Here is a 26,058-nt window from a genome sequence, read left to right on the forward strand (position 1 = left end):
GGCGAAGGGAAGTGTCCATGTACGAAGAAGTCACGTACATCGCCGCGGAAGAGGGCGGGAACATCCTGCTCCCGCCGCTGTCCGAGATCATCGTCGGCCTGATCGCCTTCGGGCTGCTCGTCGCCGTACTGCTGAAGTTCGTGTTCCCGCGGATGGAAGCGATGTACCAGGCGCGGGTCGAGGCGATCGAGGGCGGCATCAAGCGGGCCGAGGCCGCCCAGGCCGAGGCGAACCAGCTGCTGGAGCAGTACAAGGCCCAGCTGGCCGAGGCGCGTACCGACGCGGCCCGCATCCGCGACGACGCCCGGGCCGACGCCGAAGGGATCCGGCAGGACATCCTCGCCAAGGCGCGAGAGGAGTCCGACCGGATCATCGCGGCCGGCAAGGAGCAGCTCGCCGCCGAGCGGCAGACCATCATCCGGGAGCTGCGCGCCGAGGTCGGCACGCTCGCGGTCGACCTGGCCGGCCGGATCGTCGGGGACGCGCTCGCCGACGAAGCCCGCCGTAAGGGCACCGTCGAGCGGTTCATGGCCGACCTGGAGAACGCGGGGGCCCGCTGATGCAGTCCGCCACCAGCCGGGAGTCCTACGCCGCGGTGACCGAGCGACTGGTCGGCTACGTCGCCGGTGCCGCCCCGACGGCGGTCGCGACCACGGCCGACGAGATCCTCTCGGTGGCCGACCTGCTGCGCCGTCAGCCCCGGCTGCGGCGGGCGCTGGCCGACCCGGCCCGGCCCGCCGACGACCGGACCGGGCTGCTGCGCGGCCTGTTCGAAGGCAAGACCGGCGCGGACAGCCTCGACCTGCTCGACGCGGTCGTCGCGGCCCGCTGGTCGGCGCCGTCGGAGCTGCTCGACGCCACCGAGCGACTCGGCGTCGACACCGCACTGGCCGGTGCCGAGTCGGCCGGCGAGCTGGCCGAGGTGGAGGACGAGCTGTTCCGGTTCGGCAAGATCATCGACGGCGACCCGCAGCTGGGTGCCGTGGTCGGTGACGTCGCCGTGCCGGCCGACCGGCGGGTCGAACTGGTCCGCACGCTGCTCACCGGAAAGGCGCTGCCGGCCACGGTGCGCCTCGCCGAGCAGGCGGTCCGGGGCTTCGGCGGGCGATCCGTCGGTGCCGGGCTGGGCCGGCTGGTCGAGCTGGCCGCCGCCCGGCGGGACCGGCAGGTCGCGCACGTCACGGTCGCCGCACCACTGACCCAGCCCGAGGAGCAGCGGCTGGGCGCCACGTTGGCCGAGATGTACGGTCGGGAGGTATCCGTCAAGTTGACGGTCGACCCCGCCGTACTCGGCGGGATGAGCGTACGGATCGGTTCCGACCTGTACGACGGCACCGTTCGGCGCCGCCTCATCGACACTCGCAAGGCGCTCGCCGGGCGCTGATTCAGTCCATGCCGTTCCGGGTTCATCCGGGCCACTAGACATAGAGGAAGCAGAGGATGGCCGAGCTGACCATCTCGTCGGACGAGATCCGTGGTGCCCTAGAACGCTACGTCTCCTCCTACACGCCGGAGCTGTCTCGTGAAGAGGTCGGCACCGTGGCGGACGCCGGGGACGGCATCGCCCACGTCGAGGGCCTGCCCTCGGCGATGGCAAACGAACTGCTGGAATTCGAGGACGGCACGCTGGGCGTGGCGTTGAACCTCGACGTACGTGACATCGGTGTGGTCGTCCTGGGCGACTACGCCGGCATCGAGGAGGGCCAGCGCGTCAAGCGCACCGGCCGGGTGCTCTCCGTCCCGGTCGGCGACGCCTTCCTGGGCCGGGTGGTCAGCGCGCTCGGTGAGCCGATCGACGGCCTCGGTGACATCGCCAACGACGGCTTCCGCGAGCTGGAGCTGCAGGCGCCGAACGTGATGGCCCGCCAGTCGGTGTCCGAGCCGCTGCAGACCGGTATCAAGGCGATCGACGCGATGACCCCGATCGGTCGCGGCCAGCGGCAGCTGATCATCGGCGACCGCAAGACCGGTAAGACCACCGTCGCGCTGGACACGATCCTCAACCAGCGGGCCAACTGGGAATCCGGCGACCCGGCCAAGCAGGTCCGCTGCATCTACGTGGCGATCGGGCAGAAGGCTTCCACCATCGCCTCGATCAAGGGCGTGCTGGAGGAGCACGGCGCGATGGAGTACACCACCATCGTCGCCTCGCCCGCCTCCGACCCGGCCGGCTTCAAGTACATCGCTCCGTACACCGGGTCGTCGATCGGCCAGCACTGGATGTACGCCGGCAAGCACGTGCTGATCGTCTTCGACGACCTGAGCAAGCAGGCCGAGGCGTACCGCGCGGTGTCGCTGCTGCTGCGCCGTCCGCCGGGCCGTGAGGCGTACCCGGGTGACGTCTTCTACCTGCACTCCCGGCTGCTGGAGCGGTGCGCGAAGCTCTCCGACGAGCTGGGCGGCGGCTCGCTGACCGGTCTGCCGATCATCGAGACCAAGGCCAACGACATCTCGGCCTTCATCCCGACCAACGTCATCTCGATCACCGACGGGCAGATCTTCCTGGAGACCGACCTGTTCAACCAGGGCCAGCGGCCGGCGATCAACGTCGGTACGTCGGTCTCCCGGGTCGGTGGCGCCGCGCAGGTCAAGCCGATGAAGAAGGTCGCCGGCCGGCTGCGGCTGGACCTGGCCCAGTACCGCGAGCTGGAGGCGTTCTCCGCGCTCGCCTCCGACCTGGACAAGGCGTCGCGCAACCAGCTGGAGCGCGGTGCCCGCCTGGTCGAGCTGCTCAAGCAGCCGAACTACTCGCCGTTCCCGGTGCAGGAGCAGGTCATCTCGGTCTGGTCCGGCACCGAGGGCAAGCTCGACGACATCCCGGTCGGCGACGTCCGGCGGTTCGAGTCGGAGTTCCTGGAGTACCTGCGGCACTCCCACTCCGGCACGCTGGACTCGATCGCCGCGCACAACTGGGACGACGAGATCATCACGACGCTGTCCGACGCGGTCGAGAAGTTCAAGCAGATGTTCCTGTCCAAGGACCCGGAGCGGGTGATCAACGAGGCGCCGGCCGAGGCCCTGGAGGGCGAGCAGGAACGCGAGAGCGTCACCCGGTACGTCTCCGACACTGACGCCGAGAAGGAATAGGGCGGTTCCGGATGCCAGCGCAGGTTCGGGTACTCCGCCAGCGGATCCGCTCGGCGAAGTCGATGAAGAAGATCACCAAGGCGATGGAGCTCGTCGCGACGAGTCGGGTCGCCAAGGCCCAGGCGCGGGTGGCGGCCTCGCTGCCGTACGCCAACGCGATCACCGGTGTGCTCACCGCGCTGGCCTCCAACGCCTCGGTCGACCATCCGCTGCTGACCGCGCGCCCGAAGGTGCGCCGGGCCGGCGTGCTGGTGATCACCAGTGACCGGGGCCTGGCCGGCGGATACAGCACCAACGCGATCAAGACCGCCGAGTCGCTGATCGCGCGGCTCAAGGCCGACGAGAAGGAACCGGTGCTGTACGTGATCGGCCGCAAGGGCGTCTCGTACTACCGGTTCCGTAACCGGCCGATCGAAGCGAGCTGGACCGGCTTCTCCGAGCAGCCCGGCTTCGCCGACGCCCGGGAAGTCGGCCAGACGCTGATCGCGGCGTTCCAGCGAGGGGCGGACGACACCGACGGCGGCGGGGCCGACCAGGTGCTCGGGGTGGACGAGCTGCACATCGTCTCGACCGAGTTCAAGTCGCTGATGACACAGACCCCGGTGCCCCGGATCCTCGGCCCGATGGAGGTCAAGGACAAGCCGAGGGACGCTGCCGGGGTGCTGCCGGCGTACGAGTTCGAGCCGAACGCCGAGGCGCTGCTCGACGCGTTGCTGCCGAAGTACATCAACACCCGGATCTACGCGGCACTGGTCGAATCGGCGGCGAGTGAATCGGCGGCCCGGCGGCGGGCGATGAAGAGCGCCACCGACAACGCCGAGGAAATGATCGAGAAGTACACGCGGCTAATGAACTCGGCGCGTCAGGCCGGGATCACTCAGGAGATCAGCGAGATCGTCGGCGGCGCCAACGCGCTCGCGGCGGCGGGAAGTGAAGTGTGATGACTGCCTCTGTAGAAACCCAGGCAACCGGAGCGACCGCATCGGCTACCGGCCGCGTGGTCCGGGTCATCGGCCCGGTCGTCGACGCCGAGTTCCCGCGCGACGCGATGCCCGACATCTTCAACGCCCTGCACGTGGACGTCGCGCTCGCCGGCGGTGAGCGGACCCTGACCCTCGAGGTCGCCCAGCACCTCGGCGACAACGTGATCCGGGCCATCTCGATGCAGCCGACCGACGGCATGGTCCGAGGCGCGGAGGTCCGCGACACCGGTTCGCCGATCATGGTGCCGGTCGGTGACGGAATCAAGGGCCGGGTGTTCAACACCATCGGCGAGTGCCTCAACCTTGCCGAGGGCGAGACGCTGCAGGTCACCGAGCGCCGGTCGATCCACCAGAAGGCGCCGGCGTTCGCCGACCTGGAGCCGAAGACCGAGATGCTGGAGACCGGCATCAAGGTGCTCGACCTGCTCGCCCCGTACGTCAAGGGCGGCAAGATCGGCCTGTTCGGCGGTGCCGGCGTGGGCAAGACGGTGCTCATCCAGGAGATGATCATCCGGGTCGCGAACAACTTCGGTGGTACGTCGGTCTTCGCCGGCGTCGGGGAGCGGACCCGTGAAGGTAACGACCTGATCCACGAGATGACCGAGTCCGGCGTCATCGACAAGACCGCGCTGGTCTACGGCCAGATGGACGAGCCGCCGGGTACCCGGTTGCGGGTCGCGCTCGCCGCGCTGACCATGGCCGAGTACTTCCGGGACGTGCAGAAGCAGGAAGTGCTGCTGTTCATCGACAACATCTTCCGGTTCACCCAGGCCGGTTCCGAGGTCTCCACGCTGCTCGGCCGGATGCCGTCCGCGGTGGGTTACCAGCCCACGCTGGCCGACGAGATGGGCGAGCTGCAGGAGCGGATCACCTCGGTCCGGGGCCAGGCGATCACCTCGATGCAGGCGATCTACGTACCCGCCGACGACTACACCGACCCGGCGCCGGCCACCACCTTCGCCCACCTGGACGCCACCACCAACCTGGAGCGGTCCATCTCCGACAAGGGCATCTACCCGGCGGTGGACCCGCTGGCGTCCTCGTCGCGGATCCTCGCCCCGGAGTTCGTCGGCCAGGAGCACTACGCGGTGGCTTCCGAGGTGAAGCGAATTCTGCAGAAGTACAAGGACCTGCAGGACATCATCGCCATCCTCGGTATGGAGGAGCTCTCCGAGGAAGACAAGATCACCGTCTCCCGGGCCCGCCGGATCGAGCGGTTCCTGTCGCAGAACACCTACGCGGCCGAGGTCTTCACCGGCATCAAGGGTTCGTACGTGCCGGTGAAGGACACCATCGAAGCCTTCCGCAAGATCAGTGAAGGGGAGTACGACCACTTCCCTGAGCAGGCCTTCTTCATGTGCGGTGGGCTCGACGACCTGGAGCGCAACGCCCAGGAGCTCATGAAGGGCTGACGACGGCGCAGCCGTCGGCCTGGAGGAAGGGCTGACGACGGCGTCTGACGAGCGCCCCGCCATCGCGGCGGGGCGCTCGTCGCGTTTCACCCGACGCCAGGGGCGTCTCACTCGACGCCCGCGTCGTTTCACCCGACGCTCACCTGTGGCCCGCGTTTGCCGGCAGCCGGCCGGGGTACCCGACCGGCTCTGCGGCGGACGGGGGGCGGAGCATGATGCAACCGGATCGGACCCGGGCACGCCCAGCGAGGATGAGCCGGCCGGAACGGCTGGCGTTGCTCGCCGTACTCGTCGGTCTGCTTCTCGCCGGTGGGGCCGTGGTGGTGCTCAGCCGCACCGTCGCCGACCGGTACGCGGCCGCCGTACCCACTGCGGACCTGTTCGGCGACGTCGGCGTCGGCACCGGTGTGGACACCGGCCCGGACGACCGGCTCACCGGCCCGGTCAACCTGCTGGTGGCCGGCATCGACCGGCCGACCGACCAGCCGGAGAAGGTGCCCCGAGCGGACACCGTGCTGCTGGTGCACGTGCCGAGCGGGCTGTCCCGGGCGTACCTGATCTCGCTGCCCCGGGACCTGCTGGTGGACGTCCCGGCGTTCGGTATCAGCGGCCATCCGGGCGGCGTCGACCGGATCAACGCCGCGATGGCGTACGGCAGCCGGGTGCCCGGTGCCGAGCACCCGGACCCGGTGACCGGTTTCCAACTGCTCGCGGCGACGGTCTCGGCCCGCACCGGGATCGACCGGTTCGACGCCGGTGTGATCGTCAACTTCGCCGGCCTGGAACGCCTGGTCGACGCGGTCGGCGGGGTACGGATGACCATCGACGTCGATGTGCGCTCGGCGCACCGCCAACCGGACGGCCGGCCGCGGCCGGGCAATCCCGACGGCCCCGGGTACGTCGGACCGCAGGCCGAGTACAAGCAGGGGGAACAGCGGCTCAACGGCTGGCAGGCGTTGGACTACGTCCGGCAGCGGGACAGCCTGCCGGACGGCGACTACGGCCGGCAGCGGCACCAACGGCAGCTGGTCCGGGCGTTGGCCGAGCAAGTGATCAGCCGGGACCTGATCACCGAGCCGGGTCGGTTGACCGCAGTGCTGGAGGCCGCCGGTGAGGCGGTGGTGGTGGGCACCCGGGGCCGGTCGCTGGTCGACTTCGCGTTGGCGCTGCGCCAACTGCGTGCCGACGGCATCGTCATGCTGGACCTGCCGGGCGTTGCTGTCACCGACCCGGGCGGCGGGTATCAGGGGGAGCGGTTCACCGACGACGCCGATGAATGCCTCGCCGCGTTGCGGGCCGGCGCTCTCGACCAGTTCGTGTTGACCCGTCCTGAACTGGTCAATCGCGAAAAGTAACGGGTGGCCGGGCGGGCACCCGGCTGGGAGTCCGCGCATCGCCCCGATTAAACTCGGGTGGTCCTCGCCATCAAAGGAGTCCGCGTTGGCCAAGCAACTGCACGTCGAACTCGTCGCCGTCGAGGAGATGGTCTGGTCCGGTGAGGCAGAGATGGTGATCGCCCGCACCACCGAGGGCGAGCTCGGCGTACTGCCCGGCCACGCCCCGATGCTCGGCCAGCTCGCCGAGCCCGGCCAGGTACGGATCACGCTGCCGGGGCGGGAGCAGCTCGCTTACGATGTCGCCGGCGGGTTCCTCTCGGTGACCACCAACGGAGTGACGATTCTCGCGGAGGAAGCCACTCCGGCCGCCCCCGCTACCGCATCCGGACACTGAGCGGGCTGCGTCGATGTCGACCATCCAATGGTTCGGGATCGGCGTACTGATCCTGCTCGCCGCGATCCTGGTGCTGTTCGTCCGGCGGGCGCTGGTCGTCCGGGTGCGCGGCACCATCAAGTTGAGCTTCCGGGTCTCCACCATGGTTGACGGCCGTGGCTGGTCGTCCGGATTCGGCCGGTTCGCCGGTGATGAGCTGCGCTGGTACCGGATGTTCAGTTTCGCGCTGCGACCCAAACGTGTGCTGTCCCGGCACGGCCTGGCCGTGGAGAGCCGGCGCAGCCCACGAGGGCAGGAGCGGCTCGCGTTGCCGCACGACTGGGTGATCCTGCGGTGCACCAGCCACCACGCGCCGGTCGAGATCGCCATGGCGGAGTCGACGGTCACCGGCTTCAGCTCCTGGCTCGAGGCGAGCCTGCCGGGCGGGAGTTCGCGCAGCCTCGCCGCCTGACCTCTCAAGGCGCATCCGGCGAACAGCAGCGACCACCCGTGGCCGGCGCCGCCGGGTGGTGAGCGCTGGGGACTCCTCCAACACCAGGTACGTCGTGCCGTACCGCCAGGAGCGGCCGGCCGGCCAGTGCTGGTACGGCTGCCAGCCGAGTTCACCCAGCAGCCAGGACCAGCCCGGTTCAGCCCCGGACAGATCGGGTACCCACAGCTCCACGTGGTGCAGTCCGGCCATCAGCTGATTCGCGATCTTGTCGAGATCAGCGCCCGCCGCCCGGTTTCCACAGCACGTCGCCGTCCGGGTTTGCGGTTCTGGACAGGATGAACAGCAGATCCGAGAGACGATTGAGATACTTTGCCGGGAGAGCACTAGTTCGTTCCGGTTCGTGGGTGATCAGCGCCCATGCCGAACGCTCGGCCCGCCGGGCGACGGTGCGGGCCACGTGGAGCAGCGCGGCACCGGGGGTACCGCCTGGCAGGACGAAGGAGTCAAGCTTGGCCAGCCGTGAGTTGTGCTCGTCGCACCAGCCCTCAAGCCGGGTCACGTACGCCTCGGTCACCCGCAGCGGCGGGTACGCCGGCTCCGGCTCGACCGGGGTGGCCAGGTCGGCGCCGACGTCGAACAGGTCGTTCTGGATCTGCCTGAGCAGCCCGCGCAGCGTCTCGTCGAGATCACCGAGCGCGAGGGCGACACCGAGCGCGGCATTGCATTCGTCGACATCGGCATACGCGCAGATGCGCGGGTCGGTCTTGGCGACCTGTTCGTTGTTGCTCAACCTGGTCGTGCCGGTGTCCCCGGCCTTGGTGTAGATGCGGGTGAGGTGGACGGCCATGAGCGACAGGGTACGGATTCTCAGCCGCGCCGGCAGCGCCACCGTCGAGCCAGCTCTGCTGCCGGCCGCGTCCGGAGACGTCATCCGGGTCGGCGGCGGTAGTCGGCTCGCCGGGACGGTGCCGGTGGAGGGCGCGAAGAACTCGGCGTTGAAACTGATGGCGGCGGCGTTGCTGGCACCGGGCCGGACGGTGATCGGCAACGTGCCGCGGATCACCGACATCGCCATCATGGCCGACGTGCTGCGCGGACTCGGCTGCGAAGTCACCATGAGCGAGTCCGACCAGCTGTCGGTTGCCGGACCGTCGTTGGTCGCCGGCTCGCGGTCGGCTGCTGGTTTGCGGCCGGTTGCCGGCTCGCCACGCGCCGACACGGTGATCATCGACGTGCCGCCGGCGCCCAGCTGTCAGCCCGACGTCGATCTGGTCCGCCGGCTGCGGGCGTCGATCTGCGTACTCGGCCCGCTGCTGGCCCGGTGCGGACGCGTCACCGTCGCCCAACCGGGCGGCGACGCGATCGGCTCGCGCGGGCTCGACATGCACGTGGCCGGCCTGGCCCGGATGGGTGCCGAGATCTCCGCCGCCGACGGCCTGGTCGTCGCCTCGGCCGCGCGGGGCCTGCACGGCGCGACGATCTGGTTGGACTTTCCGAGCGTCGGCGCCACCGAGAACCTGGTGATGGCGGCGGTGCTGGCCGATGGGATCACCGAGATCGACAACGCGGCCCGCGAGCCGGAGATCGTCGACATCTGCGCGATGCTCACCGAGATGGGCGCCCAGATCGACGGTGCCGGCACCGCCACCCTGCGGATCGAGGGTGTGCCGGAGCTGCGGCCGGTCCGCCACTCCACCATCGGCGACCGGATCGTCGCCGGCACCTGGGCGTTCGCCGCCGCGATGACCCGCGGCGACGTCACGGTACGCGGCGTCGACCCGTCGTTCCTGGCGGTCGCCCTCGACAAGGTGGCGGCCTCCGGGGCCACCGTCGACACCACCGGCGACGGTTTCCGGGTACGGATGGAACGTCGGCCGAGGGCGGTGGACGTGGTCACCCTGCCGTTCCCCGGCTTCGCCACCGACCTGCTGCCGATGGCGATCGGCCTGGCCTCGGTCAGCGAGGGCGCGTCACTGGTCACCGAGAACATCTTCGACGGCCGGTTCCAGTTCGTCGACGAACTGCTGCGGCTGGGCGCGGACATCAGGACCGACGGCCATCACGCGGTGGTACGCGGCCGGGAACGGCTGGTCGGCGGCCGGGTACGGGCGACCGACATCCGGGCCGGAGCCGGGCTGGTGATCGCCGGGCTCTGCGCCGAAGGGGTCACCGAGATCGCCGACGTGCACCACATCGACCGGGGCTACCCGAACTATGTGGCCGACCTGTGCTCGCTCGGCGTCCAGGTGCAGCGGCTGTCCGGGGCACCGGCCGGCTGACCGCTGGGTGTGCCGTACGGCCAGCGGCTGACCGCCCCTACCGGGTTAGCGATCGTTCAGGTGCGCCGGATAAGCTGCCAGCTGGCACATCCGGTCGAGGCGCGTGGACGAGGAGATGAAGAGATGGCAGGTCAGCTGGCAGTGATCGGCGCGGGGTTGATGGGCTCGGGCATCGCCCAGGTTGCCGCCCAGGCGGGCTGGCGGGTCATCCTGCGCGACCTGGACGACGCGGCGACCTCCCGGGGCGTCGCCGGCATCCGCCAGTCCCTGGACAAGTTCGCTGGCAAGGGCGTGATCAGCGCCGCCGACGTCGAGTCGACGATGGGTCGGATCACCACCACCACCGAGCTGGAGGCGGCGGCCGACGCTGATGTCGTCGTCGAGGCCGTCTTCGAGCGCATCGAGATCAAGCACGAGGTGTTCCGGGCACTCGACAAGATCTGCAAGGCGGACGCGGTGCTGGCGACCAACACGTCGGCGATCCCGGTGACCCAGATCGCCGCGGTCACCGGACGCCCCGAATCGGTGGTCGGTACCCACTTCTTCTCCCCGGTGCCGATGATGAAACTGTGCGAGCTGGTCCGCGGCTACAAGACCTCGGACGCGACGCTGGCCACCGCGAAGGCGTTCGCCGAGGAGATCGGCAAGACCTGCGTGGTGGTCAACCGGGACATCGCCGGCTTCGTCACCACCCGGCTGATCGCCGCGCTGGTCGTCGAGGCGGTCAAGCTCGTCGAGTCCGGCGTGGTCTCCGCCGAGGATCTCGACACCGCCTGCAAGCTGGGCTTCGGTCACGCGATGGGGCCGCTGGCCACTACCGACCTGACCGGCGCGGACGTGTTGCTGCACGCGGCGAAGAACATCTACGCCGACACCGCCGACGAGAAGTTCTTCCCGCCGGAGCTGCTGCAGCGCATGGTCACCGCCGGCGACCTGGGCCGCAAGACCGGCCAGGGCTTCTACACCTACTGACAGAGATGATGTTCATGAGCACCTCCCGTCGAGGTCTGACCCGCCTACTGACTGACTTCGGGTCCTTAACGGGATTTGTCGGCCTCGGTCGGGAGGTGCTCATGCACTCACCGGACGTGGCGTTGTGACCTAATAGGAGCCTGGCCAGAGGCCCCATCTCTGTCTTGTCCGCGTTGCCCGGCTGGTGCGTGCCGCCCTGCCCCCAGTCACGAACGACAGGACGACGATGCCCTCTATTACACCTGATAACGCCGCGGTCGAGGTCGTCGGTGGAGTCGATACCCACCAGGACACTCACACGGCCGCTGTGATCGACCTGGTCGGACGGGTTCTTGGCACCCAGCAGTTCCCGGCCACGACGGCCGGCTACACCGCCCTGCTGACCTGGATGCGCGGGTTCGGCCGTCTGCTGCGGGTCGGGGTCGAAGGCACCGGCGCCTACGGGGCCGGACTCGCTCGCAGACTCCGCGACGAGCAGGTTGAGCTGGTCGAGGTCGACCGCCCTGACCGTAAAACCCGCCGCTTCCAGGGCAAGTCCGACCCGATCGACGCCATCCAAGCGGCCAAGGCCGCCCTGGCCGGCGAACGTACCGGCACCCCCAAGCAGCGCGACGGCCGCGTCGAAGCCCTGCGCAACCTGCGGGTGGCCCGCCGCAGCGCCCGTCGACCAGCGCGCCGACACCCAACGCCAGATCAAGGCACTGATCGTTACCGCCCCCGACCAGCTACGCGCCCAACTGCGCGGCCTGGCCGTCAAGCAGCTGATCGCCACCTGCGCCAGCCTGCAGCTCGACCCGGCCGACGCCGCAGCTCCGGCCACCGCAGCCACGATCGCCCTGCGCTCGCTCGCCCGCCGCCACCAGCAACTGTCCGCCGAGATCACCGAACTCGACGAACTACTCGAACCGCTCGTCGCCGCCATCAACCCTGGCCTGCTCGCCGCCCACGGCGTCGGCCCCGACGTCGCCGGTCAGCTGCTCGTCACCGCCGGCGAGAACCACGACCGGCTCACCTCCGAGGCCGGGTTCGCCATGCTCTGCGGTGTCGCCCCGATCCCCGCCTCGTCCGGCAGGACCAACCGCCACCGACTCAACCGCGGCGGCGACCGACAGGCCAACGCCGCCCTCTACCGCGTCGTACTCGTGCGGCTGCGCTGGGATCCGCGCACCCGCGCCTACGCCGAGCAGCGCATCAAGGAAGGCCTGTCCAAGAAAGAGATCATCCGCTGCCTCAAGCGCTACGTCGCGCGCGAGCTTTACCAGCTCATCACCTCAAAAGATCTTGAACTAGCAGCTTGACATCTATAGGAGCATCCTCGACGCCAGCTACCGGAATGCGGGCCAGTGCTCCGGCCTTCAGGCCGGGGGTGAAGGCCCGCGCGCCGCTGGCCACGGCGTCGACGCTGACGAACTACTGCGCCAGCTTGCTGACCGCGCGGAGCGCGAACAGCAGTGAGCGACGAGGCGTGCCGACTCTCCGTAGCGCCCGCTGCCCGGCGAGCCCTGACCGAGGGACCACCTGTCGGCCTGCCGCTGGCCGTCGCGATGGCCGTCGGTCAGTTCCTGACCGGCCTGCTACTGGAAAGGCCGTACGTGGTCGGCAAGCCGTTGACCCGCGAGCTGACCGGCTATCACTCGGCACGGCGCGGCCCTTACCGGGTGGTCTACCGAATCGACGAGGACAACCGGACAGTGCATGTCACCCGCATCGACCACCGAGCGGATGTCTACCGTCCGTAGCAGTCGCACCGGCTCAGCCGACGCGCAGCGCCGCCGCCAGGGGTGGTTGGTCGACCGGGTCGCCGGAGCGGCGCATGGCCCACAGCGGCGGCCCGCCGGCCGGCAGGTGCGCCACCCGTACGACGCGGTAGCCGTGGCGTTCGTGGAACGCCCGCTGCCGCTGGCTGCTCGCCTCGACCACCGCCGGCATGCTGATCCGGTCCAGCCGGGCATGATGCGCGGCGAGCAGCGTCGACCCGATTCCCTGGCGGCGTAGCCAGGGTGCCGCCGCCAGGAACGCCAGATGGTGGTGTCGGCCGGTCGGTTCCAGGCGGCCGGCGGTGAAGGTGTAGTGCGCGTACGGGCCGTGCCGGTCACCGCAGGCCCGCAACCGGCGCCGCTGATGTTCCGCCGCCAGGAGCCGGTCTGCCGGGTGCGGGTACCAGATCGCCACGCCGTCGCAGTGCCCGACCACGTCGACGATGCCGTGCCGTACGGCGAACTCCAGCTCGGCGGTGAAGAACCGGTGCATCGTCAGGTACCGCAACGCGTGGTCGCTGATCAGCCAGGACACAACCGGGTCCAGTACGCACGCCTGTGCCAGCAACTCTGCCAGGGGCTCGACGTCGGCGGCGGTGGCGGTCCGTACGGTCAGCGCCGGACCGCCACCGCTGCCGGCGACCGGCGTCGACCCGGTCACCGGCGCGCGCCGGCCTGGTAGACGCCGTGCCGGGTGGGCGTCGCCTGCGCGGACTGCCAGCGGCGCAGCGCGTCCTTGATCCGGTCGTTCTGCTCCCAGGTGCGTTCGAGCTCGGCGTACACGACGCCAAGATCGTGGGCGACGCGGTCGAGGAACGCGGCGACCTCGCTGGGGTCCAGGCCTCGGCCGCCGCCGCGCCGGGGGACCGTCGGGAAGCGGTGGCTGCGGACCTGCCAGGGCCGGATCGGCCGGTACGCCGACCCGCGCTGATTGTGGCCGGCGGGGCTGCCGGGTGTCCGGTAGACGCCGGTGGCGCTGCCGGCGGGCCAGGCGGCCGGTGGTGTGGCGGCCATGGTGCGTCGTTGCCGGCGGACCTGCCACCGGCGCCACAGTTCACGCATCTCGTGTTCCTCCCCATTGCTCGCTGCTGCCGCTGGTGGTTCCGCTCATCTGGGTGTTGTTGGTGGGTGGACGGGGTGGCCCTGCCGCTTGCCGATGCCGGCGGGGCCACCCCCACCCCGATCACCGCAGCCCTCCTCGGCGGTACGGCGACCAGGGCGAACCTTCGGGGCCGGGACGCCCAACGGCGTGACTCGCTACACGCCCCGACCGGAGGTGACCGCCCCAAGAGCCATCCGGGGGCGTTCGCCATCAACCTACAATCGCCACCGGTTGTAGGTCAACGAGCAACGTGCAACTGGTTGAGGTCGGAGGTAGAAGCGTGATCAAATGGGCATGCCATCCGGGGAGTGTGTATGCCCAAGCAGCAGTACCAAGTTCTTGCCGACGAGCTACGAGCGAAGATTGAGTCTGGCGAGTGGCCACCGGGCACAAAGCTGCCCAGCCGCTCACAGCTCTGCCGCGAGTACGACGTCTCGGACACCGTCGTCGGCAAGGCGATGATGATCCTCCGTGCCACCGGGCTGACCGAGACCCTCGAAGGAGTCGGCGTGTTCGTGGCCGAACCAAAGTGACTGCGTGTCGGCGTTGGGCGGACAGGGGTGGCTCGGGCGGCCGTAGTTCATGATCAGGTGAGGCCTACGCACGTTAAAACGCGAAAATTACGTGCGTAGGCCTCACCTCGATAGCGTTCGGCAGGGCGCGGATGATCATCCGCGTCAGCCGGCGGTGTGTCGGTGGCCAGTTCGGTCTTCGCTGGTGGCCAGTTGGCGGGGATATTTCTGGCCGTAGATGACTATGACTACTCAGGGCCGACTACTCAGGGCCGTCCCTGCCCGTGCACCGGCCGCCGCGCTATAACGACGTGGTGGAAACAAAGCCGACCCTTGTCGTCATCAGCGGACCACCCGGGGCTGGCAAGACGACGCTTGCCCACCTGCTTGCCCGGCGGATCGGCTGCCCGGCGATCTGCCGCGACGAGATCAAGGAGGGCATGGTCCACACTGCCGGCGGCATCATCGCCGCACCGAGCGACGAGCTGACCCTTCGAACCCTGCCCACCTTCTTCAACGTGCTGCGACTGCTGCTGACCGCTGGGGTCACCACGGTCACCGAGGCGGCTTTCCAGGACCGCCTGTGGCGGCCGGGCCTGCAGCCGTTGATCGGAATCGCCGACATCCGGGTGGTGCACTGCCGGGTCGCCGCGCAGACGGCCTTCGACCGCGTCCAGCGGCGGCAGGACGAAAACGCAACCCGGCGCGCCCACGCCGATACGTACCTCGGTGACCATCAGACCCATACCGTCGGCCACCACGGCTTCCAGCCCGTCCGACTCGACGTACCCGAGATCGAAGTGGACACCAACGACGGCTACCGTCCTGGGCTCGACGAGATCGTCGCTTTCGTGAACGCCGGACGGTGAGCCGACCGTGGTCCCATTCCGTCGTGGTCCTCGACCACGGCCAGGTGTCGGCGGTCGTGTCGCCTCGCGGGGTTGGTGGGTACCGGTTGAGCTTGATGCCTCAGGTGCATCAAGATGCACCTGAGGCATCAAGCCTTGGGCGAGCACCTCGGGCCCAGAGGGAGTCAGCCGTCGCGTTTGGTGGTCCAGCGGAACGTGGTCAGGCAGAGCACCAGGCCGATGACGCACCAGATGGCCAGCACCAGCGCGACCATGCCCAGCTCGAACGAGCCGCCCGGCTCCTGCGTGCCGAAAGCCTCCGGCAGGAAGACCGAGCGCAGCCCCTGGCACATCCACTTGAGCGGAAACAGCGCGGCGATCTGCTGCATCCAGCCGGGCAGCGCGGTGAAGACGAAGAAGACGCCGGAAGTGAACTGCAGCACCAGTGACACCGGGGTGGCCACCGCCGAGGCGCTGCGACCGCTGCGCGCCAGCGACGAGAAGGCGATGCCGCACAGCGTGCAGGCGGTGATGCCGAGCACCGACACCCAGCCCAGGGTGAACCATTTGACCGCCGTGTCCGGCAGTTGCAGGTCGAACAGCAGCGTCGCGACCGCCAGCAGGAGCACCGTTTCGGCGAAGCCGATCACCGCCACCATGATGACCTTGCCGGCGAAGTAGACCCATTTCGGCATCGGGGTGCCGCGCAGCCGCTTGAGCACACCCCGGTCCCGCTCGATCGGGATCTGGATGGCCAGGCTCTGGAAGCCGACGGTCATCAGTCCGGTGGCGATCATGCCGGTGATGAAGTACTGGGTGAACCGTACGCCGTCGGTGATCTCGCCGGTGAAGATCGACGCGAAGATCAGGATCATGATGACCGGGAAGGCCATCGTGAAGACGACCGACTCGCGGCTGCGCATGAACTGCCGGATCTCCAACTTGCCCTGCCGCAGCCCCAACCGCGCCGGCCCGACCCGGGTGACGGCCGCCGAGGCGCCGGGGGCGCCGGCCGCTGGAGAGGTCACAGCGCCGGCTGTGCCGCCGGTGGTCGCGTTCACTTGTGTCCAATCATCCGCAGGTAGACGTCTTCCAGGGTGGGCCGGGTGACGGTCAGACCGGGCACCTCACCGTCGAAGCGCGCGGCCAGCTCGGCGACCAGCTTCGTCGGCGTGGCGCTCTCCTCGCGACGCGCCGTCCCGTCGGCGGTACGCCAGGAGACGGTGGCCAGGGCGTCCCGCCGGCCGCCCAGTTCGGCCGGGGCGGCGACCTCGACGAGCCGGCCGGCGGCGATCACGCCGACCCGATCGGCGAGGGCCTCCGCCTCGTCCAGGTAGTGGGTGGTCAGCAGGATGGTGGTGCCGGCGCCGGCGAGTGACCGGATCAGTTCCCAGAATTCACGGCGCGCCTCCGGGTCGAAGCCGGTGGTCGGCTCGTCGAGGAAGAGCAGTTCCGGTCGGCCGACGATGCCGAGCGCCACGTCGAGGCGACGCTTCTGCCCACCGGACAGCGTGTGGGTGCGGGCCTTCGTCTTGCCGGCCAGGCCGACCCGGTCGATCACCGCCGCCGGGTCGTCCGGTGCCGGGTAGAAGGCGGCGAAGTGGCCGACGACCTCGGCGACGGTCAACTCGTCGAACTCGCCGGTGCCCTGCAGCACGATGCCGATCCGGGAGCGCCACTGCGGCGTACCCGGGTCGGGGTCGACGCCGAGCACCCGCACCTCGCCGGCGTCGCGGCGCCGGTAGCCCTCCAGGATCTCGACGGTGGTGGTCTTGCCGGCGCCGTTCGGGCCGAGCAGGGCGAACACCTCGCCGCGCCGCACGGTCAGGTCGACCCCGTCCACCGCCGGGATCCCGGCGTACGCCTTGCGCAGCCCGCGTACCTCGATGGCCGGCTGGTCCGCCGCCTCGTCGCTCATGGCCCCACTATCCCCCTGCCGGGCGAGCGTCCGCGCTGGGGTGTCGTGGTGGTGACGGACACCGCTGACGGGCTGGACCGGTCTGGTTCCTCGGTGCTACGGTTCATTACACGAGTAACGAACCAGTGAACCAGAGGTGCTCCCGTGTTCGATGATCGAAGTCCGATCTATCAGCAGATAGCCGACAAGATCAAAAACGACATCCTGAGCGGGGCGCTGCAGGAGGGCGAGCAGGTCATGTCCACCAACCAGTACGCCAGCTACTACCGGATCAACCCCGCCACCGCCGCCAAGGGCTTCCACCAGCTCATCGACGAGGGCGTGCTGTTCAAGAAGCGGGGCATCGGCATGTTCGTCAGCCCCAACGCCCGCGAGACGCTGCGCGGCCAGCGCCGCGACCGGTTCTTCACCGAGGTTGTCGACCCGATGGTCACCGAGGCCCGGATCATCGGCATCCCGTTGACCGAGGTCGTCGCCCGCATTCAACACGCAGCAGGAGGGGAACACCAGTGACCGGCCTGGGCATCGAGACCCGCAATCTCACCGTCCGCTACGGCGACACCGTCGCCGTCGACTCGCTCGACCTCACTCTCGTCCCGGGCAAGATCTACGGACTGCTCGGCCGCAACGGCTCCGGCAAGACCAGCCTGCTCGCCGTACTGTCCGCCTTCCGGGCCGCCACCAGCGGCACGGCGCGCATCGGCGGCGCCGACCCGTTTGAGAACGCGGCGATCATGTCGCAGATCACGTTCGTCCGGGACCGGGTCGACGCCCAGGACACCGACCGGGTCGGCTGCATCCTGGACCTCGCCGCGACACTGCGTCCGAACTGGGACGCCGACTACGCCGCCCGCCTGGTCGAGCGGTTCGACCTGCCGATGCGCAAGCGGCTCAACGGGCTGAGCCGGGGCATGAAGTCGGCGCTCAGCGTCACCCTCGGGCTGGCCGCCCGGGCACCGCTGACCATCTTCGACGAGGCCTACCTCGGCCTCGACGCACCCAGCCGGTACGCCTTCTACGAGGAAGTGCTCAACGACTACCTCGCGCACCCGCGCACCATTGTGCTCTCCACCCACCTGATCGAGGAGGTCGGGTCGCTGTTCGAGGAGGTGGTGGTGCTGCACCGGGGTCGGCTGGTCGCCCACGAGGAGACCGAGACGCTGCGGGCCCGGGGGACGGCAGTGACCGGCCCGGCCGCCGCCGTCGACGCGTTCGTCACCGGACGCACCGTGCTCGGCAGCCAGCAGCTCGGCGGCACCCGGTCCACCACCGTCTTCGGGGCCGTCGACGACGGCGACCGGGCCGCCGCCCGCGCCGCCGGCCTGGAGCTCGGCCCGATCGGGCTGCAGGACCTGTTCGTACACCTCACGGCGGACACCACGGACAAGGAGGCCCGGCGATGAACGCCACCGCCTGGAAGGTCACCCGTACGCTGCTGCGCCGGTCGCTGCCGCTGGCCGGGTGGTACTGGACGATCATCTACCTGGTCTGGGCCGTGGTCGTCGGCCTGATCGCCCGGTTCGGCACGGTCGAAGCGAGCATGTGGCAGAACATGGGCCTGCAGGCACCGCGTTGGTTCACCTTCGTGTTCGGCATCATCGCCGTCGGCACCTACCTGCCGATGTTCGTCGCCCACGGCGTCACCCGGCGGGACGCGCTGATCGGCTCCTGGGGCTTCCTCGTGCCGTACGCCCTCGGTTTCTCCACCCTGACGACGCTCGGCTTCGGCCTCGAATACCTGACCCTCGACGTCTTCGGGCTGCTCGACGGGCTCACCGAGCCGTACCTGGTCGGTTCGGCAGGCGACGCCGCCGCGATCTGGCTGGAGTACAGCCTGGTCAACCTGGGCTACATGGCGGCCGGGGTACTGACCGCGATCGTCTACCACCTGCTCAATCCCTGGTGGGGGACGTTGCTGCTGCCAGTGGTGCTGCTGCCGGCGTTCGTCGTCGAGATCGGCTTCCGTACCGAATGGACCGGGTTCGGCCTCGCCCGGATGCTCGGCCTTGACGACGAGGCACACGCTGGCACCGGAACGGCGATCGCGCTGCTGACCCTGCTGGTCGCCGGTGCCGTCACCTGGCTGCTGGTCCGCCGGCTGCCACTGAAGAAGATCTCCGGCTGAGGAGAGCTGAGGAGCGACGCCATGTCCGTCATCGAGATCGAGCATCTGCACAAGCGGTACGGCGACCTGGTCGCGGTGGACGACGTGTCGTTCACCGTCGATGAGGGGGAGATTTTCGGGATTCTCGGCCGCAACGGTGCCGGCAAGACCACCACTGTGGAGTGCGCGCTCGGGCTGCGCCGACCGGACCGGGGCACCGTACGGGTGCTCGGCCTGGACCCGCAGCGCGACGGTGCGCGGCTGCGCCAGCGTCTCGGGGCGCAGCTGCAGGAGAGCCAGCTGCCGGAGCGGATCAAGGTGTGGGAGGCGCTGGAGCTCTACAGCTCCTTCTACCGGCAGCCGGCCGACTGGCGGGAGCTGCTCGACCTGCTCGGCCTGTCCGCTCGGCACGACGCCCGCTTCGGCCAGCTCTCCGGCGGGCAGAAGCAGCGCCTGTCCGTCGCCCTGGCCCTGGTCGGCGACCCGAAGGTGGCGTTCCTCGACGAGTTGACCACCGGGCTGGACCCGGCGGCCCGCCGGGACACCTGGGGACTTGTCGAATCGGTCCGCAACCGGGGCGTCACTTTGGTGCTGGTCACGCACCTGATGGAGGAGGCGGAGCGGCTCTGCGACCGGGTCGCGGTGATCGACGCCGGCCGGGTGGTCGCCCTCGACACCCCGGCCGGGCTGGCCGCCAGCGTCGACAGCGGGCAGCGGATCCGGTTCGTCCCGGACCGACCGCTCGACCTCGCCCTGCTGGCCGAGCTGCCGCAGGTTACCGCCGTGACCATCGAAGGTCGTGAGGTCGTTGTCGACGGCGGTGCGGAGCTGTTCCTCGCCGTCGCGGCGGCGCTGTCCCGGCACGGCGTCACGCCGCGCGAGCTGCGCCTGCAGCAGGCGACGTTGGACGACGCGTTCCTCGCCCTCACCGGAGGTGACCGGTGACCGCGCTGCGCCGGCTCACCGTGATGGAGGCCAAACTGTTCCTGCGGGACCCGGCGGCGATCGTGATGTCGCTGGCCTTCCCGATGCTGCTGGTCGTCGTGCTGGGTGGGGTGATGCCAGGTTTCCGTACCCCGGTGGCGGAGCTCGCCGGGCTGCGGCCGATCGACATCTATCTGCCGGTGGTGGTCGCGATGGCGGTCGCCACCGTCGCGATCACCACCCTGCCCACGACCGTGGCCGGGTACCGGGAACGCGGGGTGCTGCGCCGGACGGCCACCACCCCGGTACGCCCGGCGAAGCTGCTCGGTGCCCAGCTGCTGGTCTCGGTGGCCGCGACGACGCTCGCGGTCGGTCTGGCCGTCGCCGCGGCGGCGGTCACGTTCCGGGTGCCGCTGCCCGAGCATCCGGTTAGCTTCCTCGGTGTGTTCCTGCTGGGCGGGGCGGCCACCTTCACGGTCGGGTTGCTGATCGCGGCGCTGGCGTCGACCGGGCGGGCGGCGAACGCCATCGGCATGCTGGTCTACTTCCCGATGTTGTTCTTCGCCGGGGTGTGGACCCCGGGGCCGATGGTGCCCGAGACGATCCGCCGGTTGAGCGACCTCACCCCGCTCGGCGCACTGAGCCAGGCCTTGCAGGCCAGCTGGGCCGGGCAGGCGGTTCGTCCGCTGCACCTGCTGGTGATGGTCGGCTACCTGGCGGTGGTCGGTGCCCTGGCGGCCCGCTTGTTCCGCTGGCGGTGAGGCGATGCGATGCGCGGCCCGGGATGTCCGGTCAGACCCGGTATCCGGCGGCCCGGGCCGCCTGCCGATCCCGGCGGCGCTGCCGGGCCCGGCGGATCAGCAGCGGCCCGCCGATCAGCAATGCCACCAGGAAGACCAGCACCAGGACGGGCAGCAGGATCGCGACGACCGACATCACCACGCTGGTCGCGTCCTCGGCAGTGCTCGCCACCGGCGCGCCGATCCCGGCGGTGGCGGTGTTGATCACCGGTCGGGCGGTCGCCTTGAGTAGATGTATGCCGAGCGCGATCAGCACGCCGACCAGCACCGGAACCCACTGGTCCGAGGAGAAGAACCCTCCGGGGTCGCTGACCGTCACCGTCTCCGACGCCGACCCCGCTCCGAACGCCAGCCCGCCGGCGGTCGGCCGGACGACCGTCTGCACCACGTCGTTGACGTGGTCGACGACCGGCACCTTGTCGGCGACGACCTCGACAACCAGCAGGACGGCGAGGATGCCCAGCACCCATTCGTCGGACATCCACTGCCAGCCGTCCGGCAGCGTGATCAGGCTGGTGTAGCGGGCGAGCACGCCGACGGTCAGCAGCGGGATGTAGGCGTTGAGCCCCGCGGATGAGGCCAGCCCGGTCCCGGTCAGCAGTTCGAACACGTCACCAGGATCGCACCGCCGCGCCAGCCCTGCGCGGTACGAGGGCACCGCTGGCGCTACCCTCGTCGGGTGCGGCTGGTGATTGCTCGATGCTCGGTGGACTATGTCGGTCGACTCTCGGCGCATCTGCCGCCGGCCACCCGGCTGTTGATGGTCAAAGCGGACGGATCGGTCTCGATTCACGCCGACGATCGGGCGTACAAGCCGCTGAACTGGATGAGCCCGCCGTGCCGGCTGGAGGAGACGCCGGGCATGTGGCGGGTGGTCAACAAGGCCGGCGAGGAGCTGCGGATCACCCTGGAGGAGATTCTCCAGGAGATGTCGTACGACCTGGGTGTCGACCCCGGTCTGCGCAAGGACGGGGTGGAGGCGCATCTCCAGGAACTGCTCGCCGCCAACCCGACCACCTTCGGTGACGATTTCACCCTGGTGCGGCGGGAGTACATGACGGCGATCGGCCCGGTGGACCTGCTCTGTCGCGACGGCGCGGCGAGCGTCGCGGTCGAGGTGAAGCGTCGGGGCGAGATCGACGGTGTCGAGCAGCTGACCCGCTACCTCGAACTGCTCAACCGAGACCCACTGCTGGCGCCGGTGACCGGCATCTTCGCGGCACAGGAAATCAAACCGCAGGCCCGGGTGCTGGCCGAAGACCGCGGCATCCGGTGCGTGGTGGTCGACTACGACAAGTTGCGGGGCATCGAGCGGGACGAGCTCACCCTGTTCTGACCACCGTCAACTTTCGACCAGCAGCAACCTTCGGACCAGCACCGAACTTTGACCAGCTCCGACACCGAGCTTCTGGAGTTCCCCGATGGGTGTGCGCAACCAGCAACGTCGAGCCGCCAAGAAGAAAGCCAGGGAGCAGCGGCAACGCCAACGGGCGCAGGCCGCCGGCGCGGCGTACCCCGACGGGTTCGGTTTCTACCAGCCACCGACCGAGGCGCAGCGGGTCGACGAGCTGCTGCGCCGGGCGGCCCGAATGGCGACGGCCGACCGACCGGACGACCTCGACGAGTGCGTGGCCGCGCTGGTCGCAGCCGACGGCCGGCTGGTGGACCAGGCGGTAGACGAGGCGTTGCGGCAGGTGGCCGCCGGGCTGTGGGGCCACGGCTGGATGCCGGCCGACGTGCTGCGGGTGGCCGGCCGCGAGCTCGGCAAGCGGGCGGTGAGCCTGACCGCCGGGTACGTCGCGGCGCAGCTGCGCGGGTACGCGCCGGCGACGGTCGCCGACCGCTGGCACCGCCAGCTGCGTGATCTCGACCTCGACGTGTGGGGTGCTGCTCGGCCCGACCACCGGCTGACCGCCTGGGCGGCCGGAGTCAAGCTGGACCGGACCGCTGCCGTGCTGCTCGCGGTGCGAGTGGCCGGGCTGCTGATCGGCCTGCCGAGACTGGAGCTGGTGGCCCCGCTGCCCGGCACGGTCCGCCCCGGTGACGACGGGACGCAGCAGCGTCGGCGGCCGACCCCCGCCGCACCCTCCGGGGCGGCCGGGACGGACGATGTGGACGAGCGTCAGCTCGGCCGGATCCGGGCGCTGCTGGCCAAGGCCGAGTCGACCGAATTCGCGGAGGAGGCCGAAGCGCTGTCGGCCAAGGCCCAGGAGCTGATGACCCGGCACCGCATCGACCATGCGCTGCTCGTCGCGCAGCAGACCGGTGCCGGCGGGCCACAGGTCGACCCGGTGGCCGTCCGGATCGGTCTGGAAGCACCGTACGAGCAGGCCAAGGCGTTGCTGCTGCAGCAGGTCGCCGAGGCGAACGGCTGCCGGTCGGTGTGGTCCAACAATCTCGGCTTCGCCACCGTCGTCGGGTTCGCCGCCGACTGCGAGTCGGTTGAGTTGCTGCACACCTCGCTGCTGGTACAGGCCACCGCGGCGATGCTGCGCAACGGCCCGCAGCGTGGCCGGGGCGGGCAGTCGACCACCCGGTCGTTCCGCCAGTCCTTCCTGGAGGCGTACGCGGTGCGGATCGGGCAGCGGTTGCGTACCGCCGCCGACGACGTCGGTCGAGAGGCGGCCGCGCGGACCGGCACCGCGCTGGTGCCGGTGCTGGCGGCCCGCGACGAGCAGGTGGACCGGGCCACCGAGCGGCTCTTCCCGACGGTGACCAGCCGGTCGATCGCCGGTCACAACCGGGCCGGGTGGATCGCCGGCACCACCGCCGCCGACCAGGCCAGCCTCGGCGCGCACCAGCCGATCGCCGGCTGACCCGCGATCAGTCGCGGCCGTACCGCAGCTTGATCACCTTGACGATGCGGGCCACGTCGGTCGGGGTCCGCTCGAACGTCATCGTCGGCAGCAGCGACGGTGCCCTGCGGCGGGTGATCGCCTTGGACCGGGTAAACTCCCGCAGCCCGTCTTCACCGTGCACCCGGCCGAAACCCGATTCGCCGACTCCGCCGAACGGCAGCTCACTGAACCCGACGAAGGTGAGCACCGAGTTGATCGACACCATTCCACTGCGAATCCGGCGGGCGACGGCGATCCCCCGCCGCTTGCCGAAGACCGCGCCGCCCAGCCCGTAGCGGGTGTCGTTGGCCGCCGTGATCGCCTCGTCGATGGTCTCGACCCGGTGGATCGTGACGGTCGGTCCGAAGGTCTCCTCCCGGACGGCGGCGCAGTCGGGCGGCACGTCGACCAGTACGGTCGGATGCACGTACGGCGGCTGTACCGCTGCGGCACCGCCGAGCACCGCCCGCCCACCGGCGGCCAGCGAGTCCTCGATGTGCCGTCGGATGACGTCGAGCTGGCCGGGCACGGCGATCGGCCCGACCTGGTCCTTCGGCCCGCTACCGACAGTCAGCCGGCCGGCCCGGTCCACCACCGCGGTGACGAACGCGTCGTACACCGGGGCCAGCGCGTACACCCGCTCGATGCCGATACAGCTCTGCCCGGCGTTGGTCATCGCTCCCCAGACGCAGGCCTCCGCCGCCGCGTCGATGTCGGCGTCGTCGTCGACGATCATCGCGTCCTTGCCGCCGGCCTCGATCACCACCGGGGTGAGTGTCTCGGCGCAGGCCGCCATGACCAGGCGGCCGGTCCGTGGTGAGCCGGTGAACGAGAGCTTGTCCACGCCGGACCGGCACAACGCGTCGCCGACGTCGCCAAGCCCGTGTACGGCCGTCAGGACCGACTCCGCGCCGACCGCCTCGGTGAGCGTGTCGACCAGCCACTGTCCGGTCACCGGGGTGTACTCGCTGGGTTTGAAGACCACCGTGTTGCCGGCGGCCAGCGCGTACGCGATCGGGCCGATCGGAATGAGCACCGGGTAGTTCCACGCGCCGATCACCCCGATCACTCCGAGCGGTTGGTACTCCAGGTGACCGCTGAACTCGGCGGTGATCAGCCGGGTGCGGGTCCGCCGGACCCCGAGCACCCGCCTGGCGTGCTGGGCCGCCCAGTCGATGTGTTCGATCGCGGCGGCGATCTCGACGACCGCCTCGGCCACCGGTTTGCCACACTCCCGGTTGACCAGATCGGCGAGTTCGGTGATCCGGGTGGCGAGCAGCGACCGCCAGCGCAGCAGCCGGCGGCGGCGTTGCGCGTGGCCGATTCCGACCCACCAGTCGGCGGCGGTCCGGGCCGCCGCCACCGCCGCCGCGACCTGATCGCGGTCGGCGATCGGGACCCGGCCCACCTGCGCACCGGTCGCCGGGTGGCAGGAGAGAAGGTGCCCGTCGTCGACCACCGGCAGGCTTGGGTTCCGTACCACCGTCACCTTGGCCTCCTCCACCAGCTGCGGCTGCGCACCGGCCCCGGATCGCTCCGCCTGCCCGCCGCGCAGTATTGTCCGAGGTTAGCCGTAAAGGGTACTCGCGGGTAGCGAGACTTCGATTCTTGGCTATGCAATGACAGCCTCGGCCACCTGGCGTCAGGGCGGGTGTCCGGTTGTCGCGGACCACCGTCGAATCGGTGGCGCGGACCTGACCCGGCCGGCGGCCAACACCGGACAAGGGACCATGTCCCGGGTCGGCGCGAGCTGGCAGGCTGCAACGGGTGGCGCGACGTGCGTCGCTGTCGAGGGGGGAAGGCACTTCACCAGCTGATGTCCGAACACCAGTCGCTGCTACCTCTCCTTCAGGTGATAACCGGCCCGACTCCGGGGGCCAGCTACCGGCTGTCCCCCGGGGAACGGGTGATCGGTCGGGACGCCGGCCTGGACATCACCATCGACGACATCAAGGTCAGCCGGTGCCACGCGGTGCTAACCGCCGGTGGCGGCCGTACGGTGCTGACCGACCAGGAGTCGACGAACGGCACCTGGGTCAACGACCTGCGTATCCGGCAGCCGACCGAGCTGCGCGACGGGGACCGGATCCGGATCGGTGGCGTGGAACTGCGGTTCTACGACCCGGCCTCGGCGCTCACCGACCCGGTCGGCACCCGGATCCCCCGACCGGCCACGGCGGCGCTGCCCGGCGCACCGGTGCGCCCGACCACCGGGCCGGGTTCGCCGCTGCACACCGCGCTCGGCGAGCCCACCCAGCCGATGCGCCCCCGACGCCGGCCCAGCACGTTGCTGATGGCCGGGCTGGCGGGGATCTTCCTGGTCGGCTGGTTGACCTGGCTGGTCGTGGTGCTCTCCTGA

The 26,058-nt window shown here is 70.0% G+C and carries 28 protein-coding genes and 2 pseudogenes; 22 read left to right on the forward strand and 8 right to left on the reverse strand.

Features of this window, described 5'->3' with window-relative positions:
* The first annotated feature begins 17 nt into the window (after positions 1–17).
* From O7543_RS26550 to O7543_RS26585, 8 genes are all read left to right on the forward strand, one after another.
* Positions 18–560: a F0F1 ATP synthase subunit B gene (locus tag O7543_RS26550; RefSeq protein WP_278171188.1), complete on the forward strand. Its 543-nt coding sequence runs from the start codon at positions 18–20 to the stop codon at positions 558–560.
* Positions 560–1,384 carry a F0F1 ATP synthase subunit delta gene (locus O7543_RS26555; protein WP_281551366.1) on the forward strand — a complete coding sequence of 275 codons (825 nt, stop codon included), beginning with the start codon at positions 560–562 and terminating at the stop codon, positions 1,382–1,384. Before O7543_RS26550 ends, O7543_RS26555 begins: the two co-directional genes overlap by 1 nt.
* A gap of 56 nt (positions 1,385–1,440) precedes the next feature.
* On the forward strand, positions 1,441–3,087 hold the full coding sequence (gene atpA, locus O7543_RS26560) for a F0F1 ATP synthase subunit alpha (protein WP_281551365.1): 1,647 nt from the start codon (positions 1,441–1,443) through the stop codon (positions 3,085–3,087).
* A gap of 11 nt (positions 3,088–3,098) precedes the next feature.
* Complete coding sequence (locus O7543_RS26565) at positions 3,099–4,028, forward strand: F0F1 ATP synthase subunit gamma (protein ID WP_281551364.1); 930 nt, start codon at positions 3,099–3,101, stop codon at positions 4,026–4,028.
* On the forward strand, positions 4,028–5,482 hold the full coding sequence (gene atpD, locus O7543_RS26570; protein ID WP_278171181.1) for a F0F1 ATP synthase subunit beta: 1,455 nt from the start codon (positions 4,028–4,030) through the stop codon (positions 5,480–5,482). The genes O7543_RS26565 and atpD overlap by 1 nt, the downstream gene beginning before the upstream one ends.
* A 251-nt stretch (positions 5,483–5,733) precedes the next feature.
* On the forward strand, positions 5,734–6,837 hold the full coding sequence (locus O7543_RS26575) for an LCP family protein (RefSeq protein ID WP_281551363.1): 1,104 nt from the start codon (positions 5,734–5,736) through the stop codon (positions 6,835–6,837).
* 85 nt (positions 6,838–6,922) lie between these two features.
* Entirely contained in the window at positions 6,923–7,213 is a 291-nt protein-coding gene (locus O7543_RS26580; protein WP_123603387.1) for a F0F1 ATP synthase subunit epsilon, read from the forward strand.
* Between the two features lie 13 nt (positions 7,214–7,226).
* Positions 7,227–7,664 (forward strand): DUF2550 domain-containing protein, encoded by a 438-nt coding sequence (locus O7543_RS26585; RefSeq protein WP_278171179.1) that lies wholly within the window; start codon positions 7,227–7,229, stop codon positions 7,662–7,664.
* A 60-nt stretch (positions 7,665–7,724) separates the two neighbouring features.
* Here O7543_RS26585 and O7543_RS30255 read toward each other — a convergent pair.
* Positions 7,725–7,895: pseudogene (locus tag O7543_RS30255) on the reverse strand (glyoxalase); the annotation flags it as partial.
* Positions 7,896–7,920: 25 nt separating this feature from the next.
* Positions 7,921–8,493, reverse strand: a complete 573-nt coding sequence (locus tag O7543_RS26590; RefSeq protein WP_281555687.1) for a cob(I)yrinic acid a,c-diamide adenosyltransferase — start codon at positions 8,491–8,493, stop codon at positions 7,921–7,923.
* On the opposite strand from O7543_RS26590, the gene murA reads away from it, so the two are divergent.
* From murA to O7543_RS26610, 4 genes and pseudogenes are all read left to right on the forward strand, one after another.
* A complete protein-coding gene (gene murA / locus O7543_RS26595) occupies positions 8,492–9,925 on the forward strand; it encodes a UDP-N-acetylglucosamine 1-carboxyvinyltransferase (RefSeq protein WP_281551362.1) in 1,434 nt (477 codons plus the stop codon). The genes O7543_RS26590 and murA overlap by 2 nt on opposite strands.
* A gap of 123 nt (positions 9,926–10,048) precedes the next feature.
* The gene (locus O7543_RS26600; protein WP_281551361.1) at positions 10,049–10,897 is read left to right on the forward strand and encodes a 3-hydroxyacyl-CoA dehydrogenase family protein; all 849 of its coding nucleotides are present in this window, start codon (positions 10,049–10,051) and stop codon (positions 10,895–10,897) included.
* 226 nt (positions 10,898–11,123) lie between these two features.
* A pseudogene (locus O7543_RS26605) lies at positions 11,124–12,195 on the forward strand (IS110 family transposase).
* A gap of 153 nt (positions 12,196–12,348) precedes the next feature.
* A complete protein-coding gene (locus O7543_RS26610; protein ID WP_281551360.1) occupies positions 12,349–12,636 on the forward strand; it encodes a type II toxin-antitoxin system RelE/ParE family toxin in 288 nt (95 codons plus the stop codon).
* A gap of 13 nt (positions 12,637–12,649) precedes the next feature.
* Here the strand turns inward: O7543_RS26610 and O7543_RS26615 are convergent, their stop codons facing one another.
* Both O7543_RS26615 and O7543_RS26620 read right to left on the reverse strand, forming a co-directional pair.
* Complete coding sequence (locus O7543_RS26615; RefSeq protein WP_281551359.1) at positions 12,650–13,315, reverse strand: GNAT family N-acetyltransferase; 666 nt, start codon at positions 13,313–13,315, stop codon at positions 12,650–12,652.
* Positions 13,312–13,716 carry a DivIVA domain-containing protein gene (locus O7543_RS26620; protein WP_281551358.1) on the reverse strand — a complete coding sequence of 135 codons (405 nt, stop codon included), beginning with the start codon at positions 13,714–13,716 and terminating at the stop codon, positions 13,312–13,314. The genes O7543_RS26615 and O7543_RS26620 overlap by 4 nt, the downstream gene beginning before the upstream one ends.
* 354 nt (positions 13,717–14,070) lie before the next feature.
* Between O7543_RS26620 and O7543_RS26625 the strand changes: the two genes are divergently transcribed.
* Entirely contained in the window at positions 14,071–14,289 is a 219-nt protein-coding gene (locus tag O7543_RS26625; protein WP_281551357.1) for a winged helix-turn-helix domain-containing protein, read from the forward strand.
* A gap of 293 nt (positions 14,290–14,582) precedes the next feature.
* Positions 14,583–15,137: an AAA family ATPase gene (locus tag O7543_RS26630; RefSeq protein WP_281567282.1), complete on the forward strand. Its 555-nt coding sequence runs from the start codon at positions 14,583–14,585 to the stop codon at positions 15,135–15,137.
* A 164-nt stretch (positions 15,138–15,301) separates the two neighbouring features.
* Here the strand turns inward: O7543_RS26630 and O7543_RS26635 are convergent, their stop codons facing one another.
* Positions 15,302–16,144: an ABC transporter permease gene (locus tag O7543_RS26635; RefSeq protein ID WP_281551355.1), complete on the reverse strand. Its 843-nt coding sequence runs from the start codon at positions 16,142–16,144 to the stop codon at positions 15,302–15,304.
* A gap of 29 nt (positions 16,145–16,173) precedes the next feature.
* Positions 16,174–17,034, reverse strand: a complete 861-nt coding sequence (locus O7543_RS26640) for an ABC transporter ATP-binding protein (RefSeq protein ID WP_281551354.1) — start codon at positions 17,032–17,034, stop codon at positions 16,174–16,176.
* Between the two features lie 144 nt (positions 17,035–17,178).
* Here O7543_RS26640 and O7543_RS26645 point away from each other — a divergent pair, with 144 nt between their 5' ends.
* From O7543_RS26645 to O7543_RS26665, 5 genes are read left to right on the forward strand one after another with little or no spacing between them, the layout of a single operon-like run.
* On the forward strand, positions 17,179–17,547 hold the full coding sequence (locus tag O7543_RS26645; protein ID WP_281551353.1) for a GntR family transcriptional regulator: 369 nt from the start codon (positions 17,179–17,181) through the stop codon (positions 17,545–17,547).
* A complete protein-coding gene (locus tag O7543_RS26650) occupies positions 17,544–18,437 on the forward strand; it encodes an ABC transporter ATP-binding protein (protein ID WP_281551352.1) in 894 nt (297 codons plus the stop codon). The genes O7543_RS26645 and O7543_RS26650 overlap by 4 nt, the downstream gene beginning before the upstream one ends.
* On the forward strand, positions 18,434–19,159 hold the full coding sequence (locus tag O7543_RS26655; protein WP_281551351.1) for a hypothetical protein: 726 nt from the start codon (positions 18,434–18,436) through the stop codon (positions 19,157–19,159). Before O7543_RS26650 ends, O7543_RS26655 begins: the two co-directional genes overlap by 4 nt.
* 21 nt (positions 19,160–19,180) lie before the next feature.
* Positions 19,181–20,083 (forward strand): ABC transporter ATP-binding protein, encoded by a 903-nt coding sequence (locus O7543_RS26660; protein ID WP_281551350.1) that lies wholly within the window; start codon positions 19,181–19,183, stop codon positions 20,081–20,083.
* Positions 20,080–20,823 (forward strand): ABC transporter permease, encoded by a 744-nt coding sequence (locus tag O7543_RS26665; RefSeq protein WP_281551349.1) that lies wholly within the window; start codon positions 20,080–20,082, stop codon positions 20,821–20,823. Before O7543_RS26660 ends, O7543_RS26665 begins: the two co-directional genes overlap by 4 nt.
* A gap of 31 nt (positions 20,824–20,854) precedes the next feature.
* On the opposite strand, the gene O7543_RS26670 is transcribed toward O7543_RS26665, so the two are convergent.
* A complete protein-coding gene (locus O7543_RS26670; RefSeq protein ID WP_281551348.1) occupies positions 20,855–21,472 on the reverse strand; it encodes a DUF4126 domain-containing protein in 618 nt (205 codons plus the stop codon).
* Between the two features lie 69 nt (positions 21,473–21,541).
* Here O7543_RS26670 and nucS point away from each other — a divergent pair, with 69 nt between their 5' ends.
* Positions 21,542–22,198 (forward strand): endonuclease NucS, encoded by a 657-nt coding sequence (nucS, locus tag O7543_RS26675; RefSeq protein WP_278171154.1) that lies wholly within the window; start codon positions 21,542–21,544, stop codon positions 22,196–22,198.
* Positions 22,199–22,283: 85 nt separating this feature from the next.
* Positions 22,284–23,678 (forward strand): DUF2786 domain-containing protein, encoded by a 1,395-nt coding sequence (locus O7543_RS26680; RefSeq protein ID WP_281551347.1) that lies wholly within the window; start codon positions 22,284–22,286, stop codon positions 23,676–23,678.
* A gap of 7 nt (positions 23,679–23,685) precedes the next feature.
* On the opposite strand, the gene O7543_RS26685 is transcribed toward O7543_RS26680, so the two are convergent.
* Positions 23,686–25,188 (reverse strand): aldehyde dehydrogenase family protein, encoded by a 1,503-nt coding sequence (locus O7543_RS26685; RefSeq protein ID WP_281551346.1) that lies wholly within the window; start codon positions 25,186–25,188, stop codon positions 23,686–23,688.
* Between the two features lie 327 nt (positions 25,189–25,515).
* On the opposite strand from O7543_RS26685, the gene O7543_RS26690 reads away from it, so the two are divergent.
* Positions 25,516–26,058 carry an FHA domain-containing protein gene (locus tag O7543_RS26690; RefSeq protein WP_281551345.1) on the forward strand — a complete coding sequence of 181 codons (543 nt, stop codon included), beginning with the start codon at positions 25,516–25,518 and terminating at the stop codon, positions 26,056–26,058.

Origin of the sequence: Solwaraspora sp. WMMA2080, assembly GCF_027497395.1 — a bacterium.
In the GTDB taxonomy this organism is placed as follows: domain Bacteria; phylum Actinomycetota; class Actinomycetes; order Mycobacteriales; family Micromonosporaceae; genus Micromonospora_E.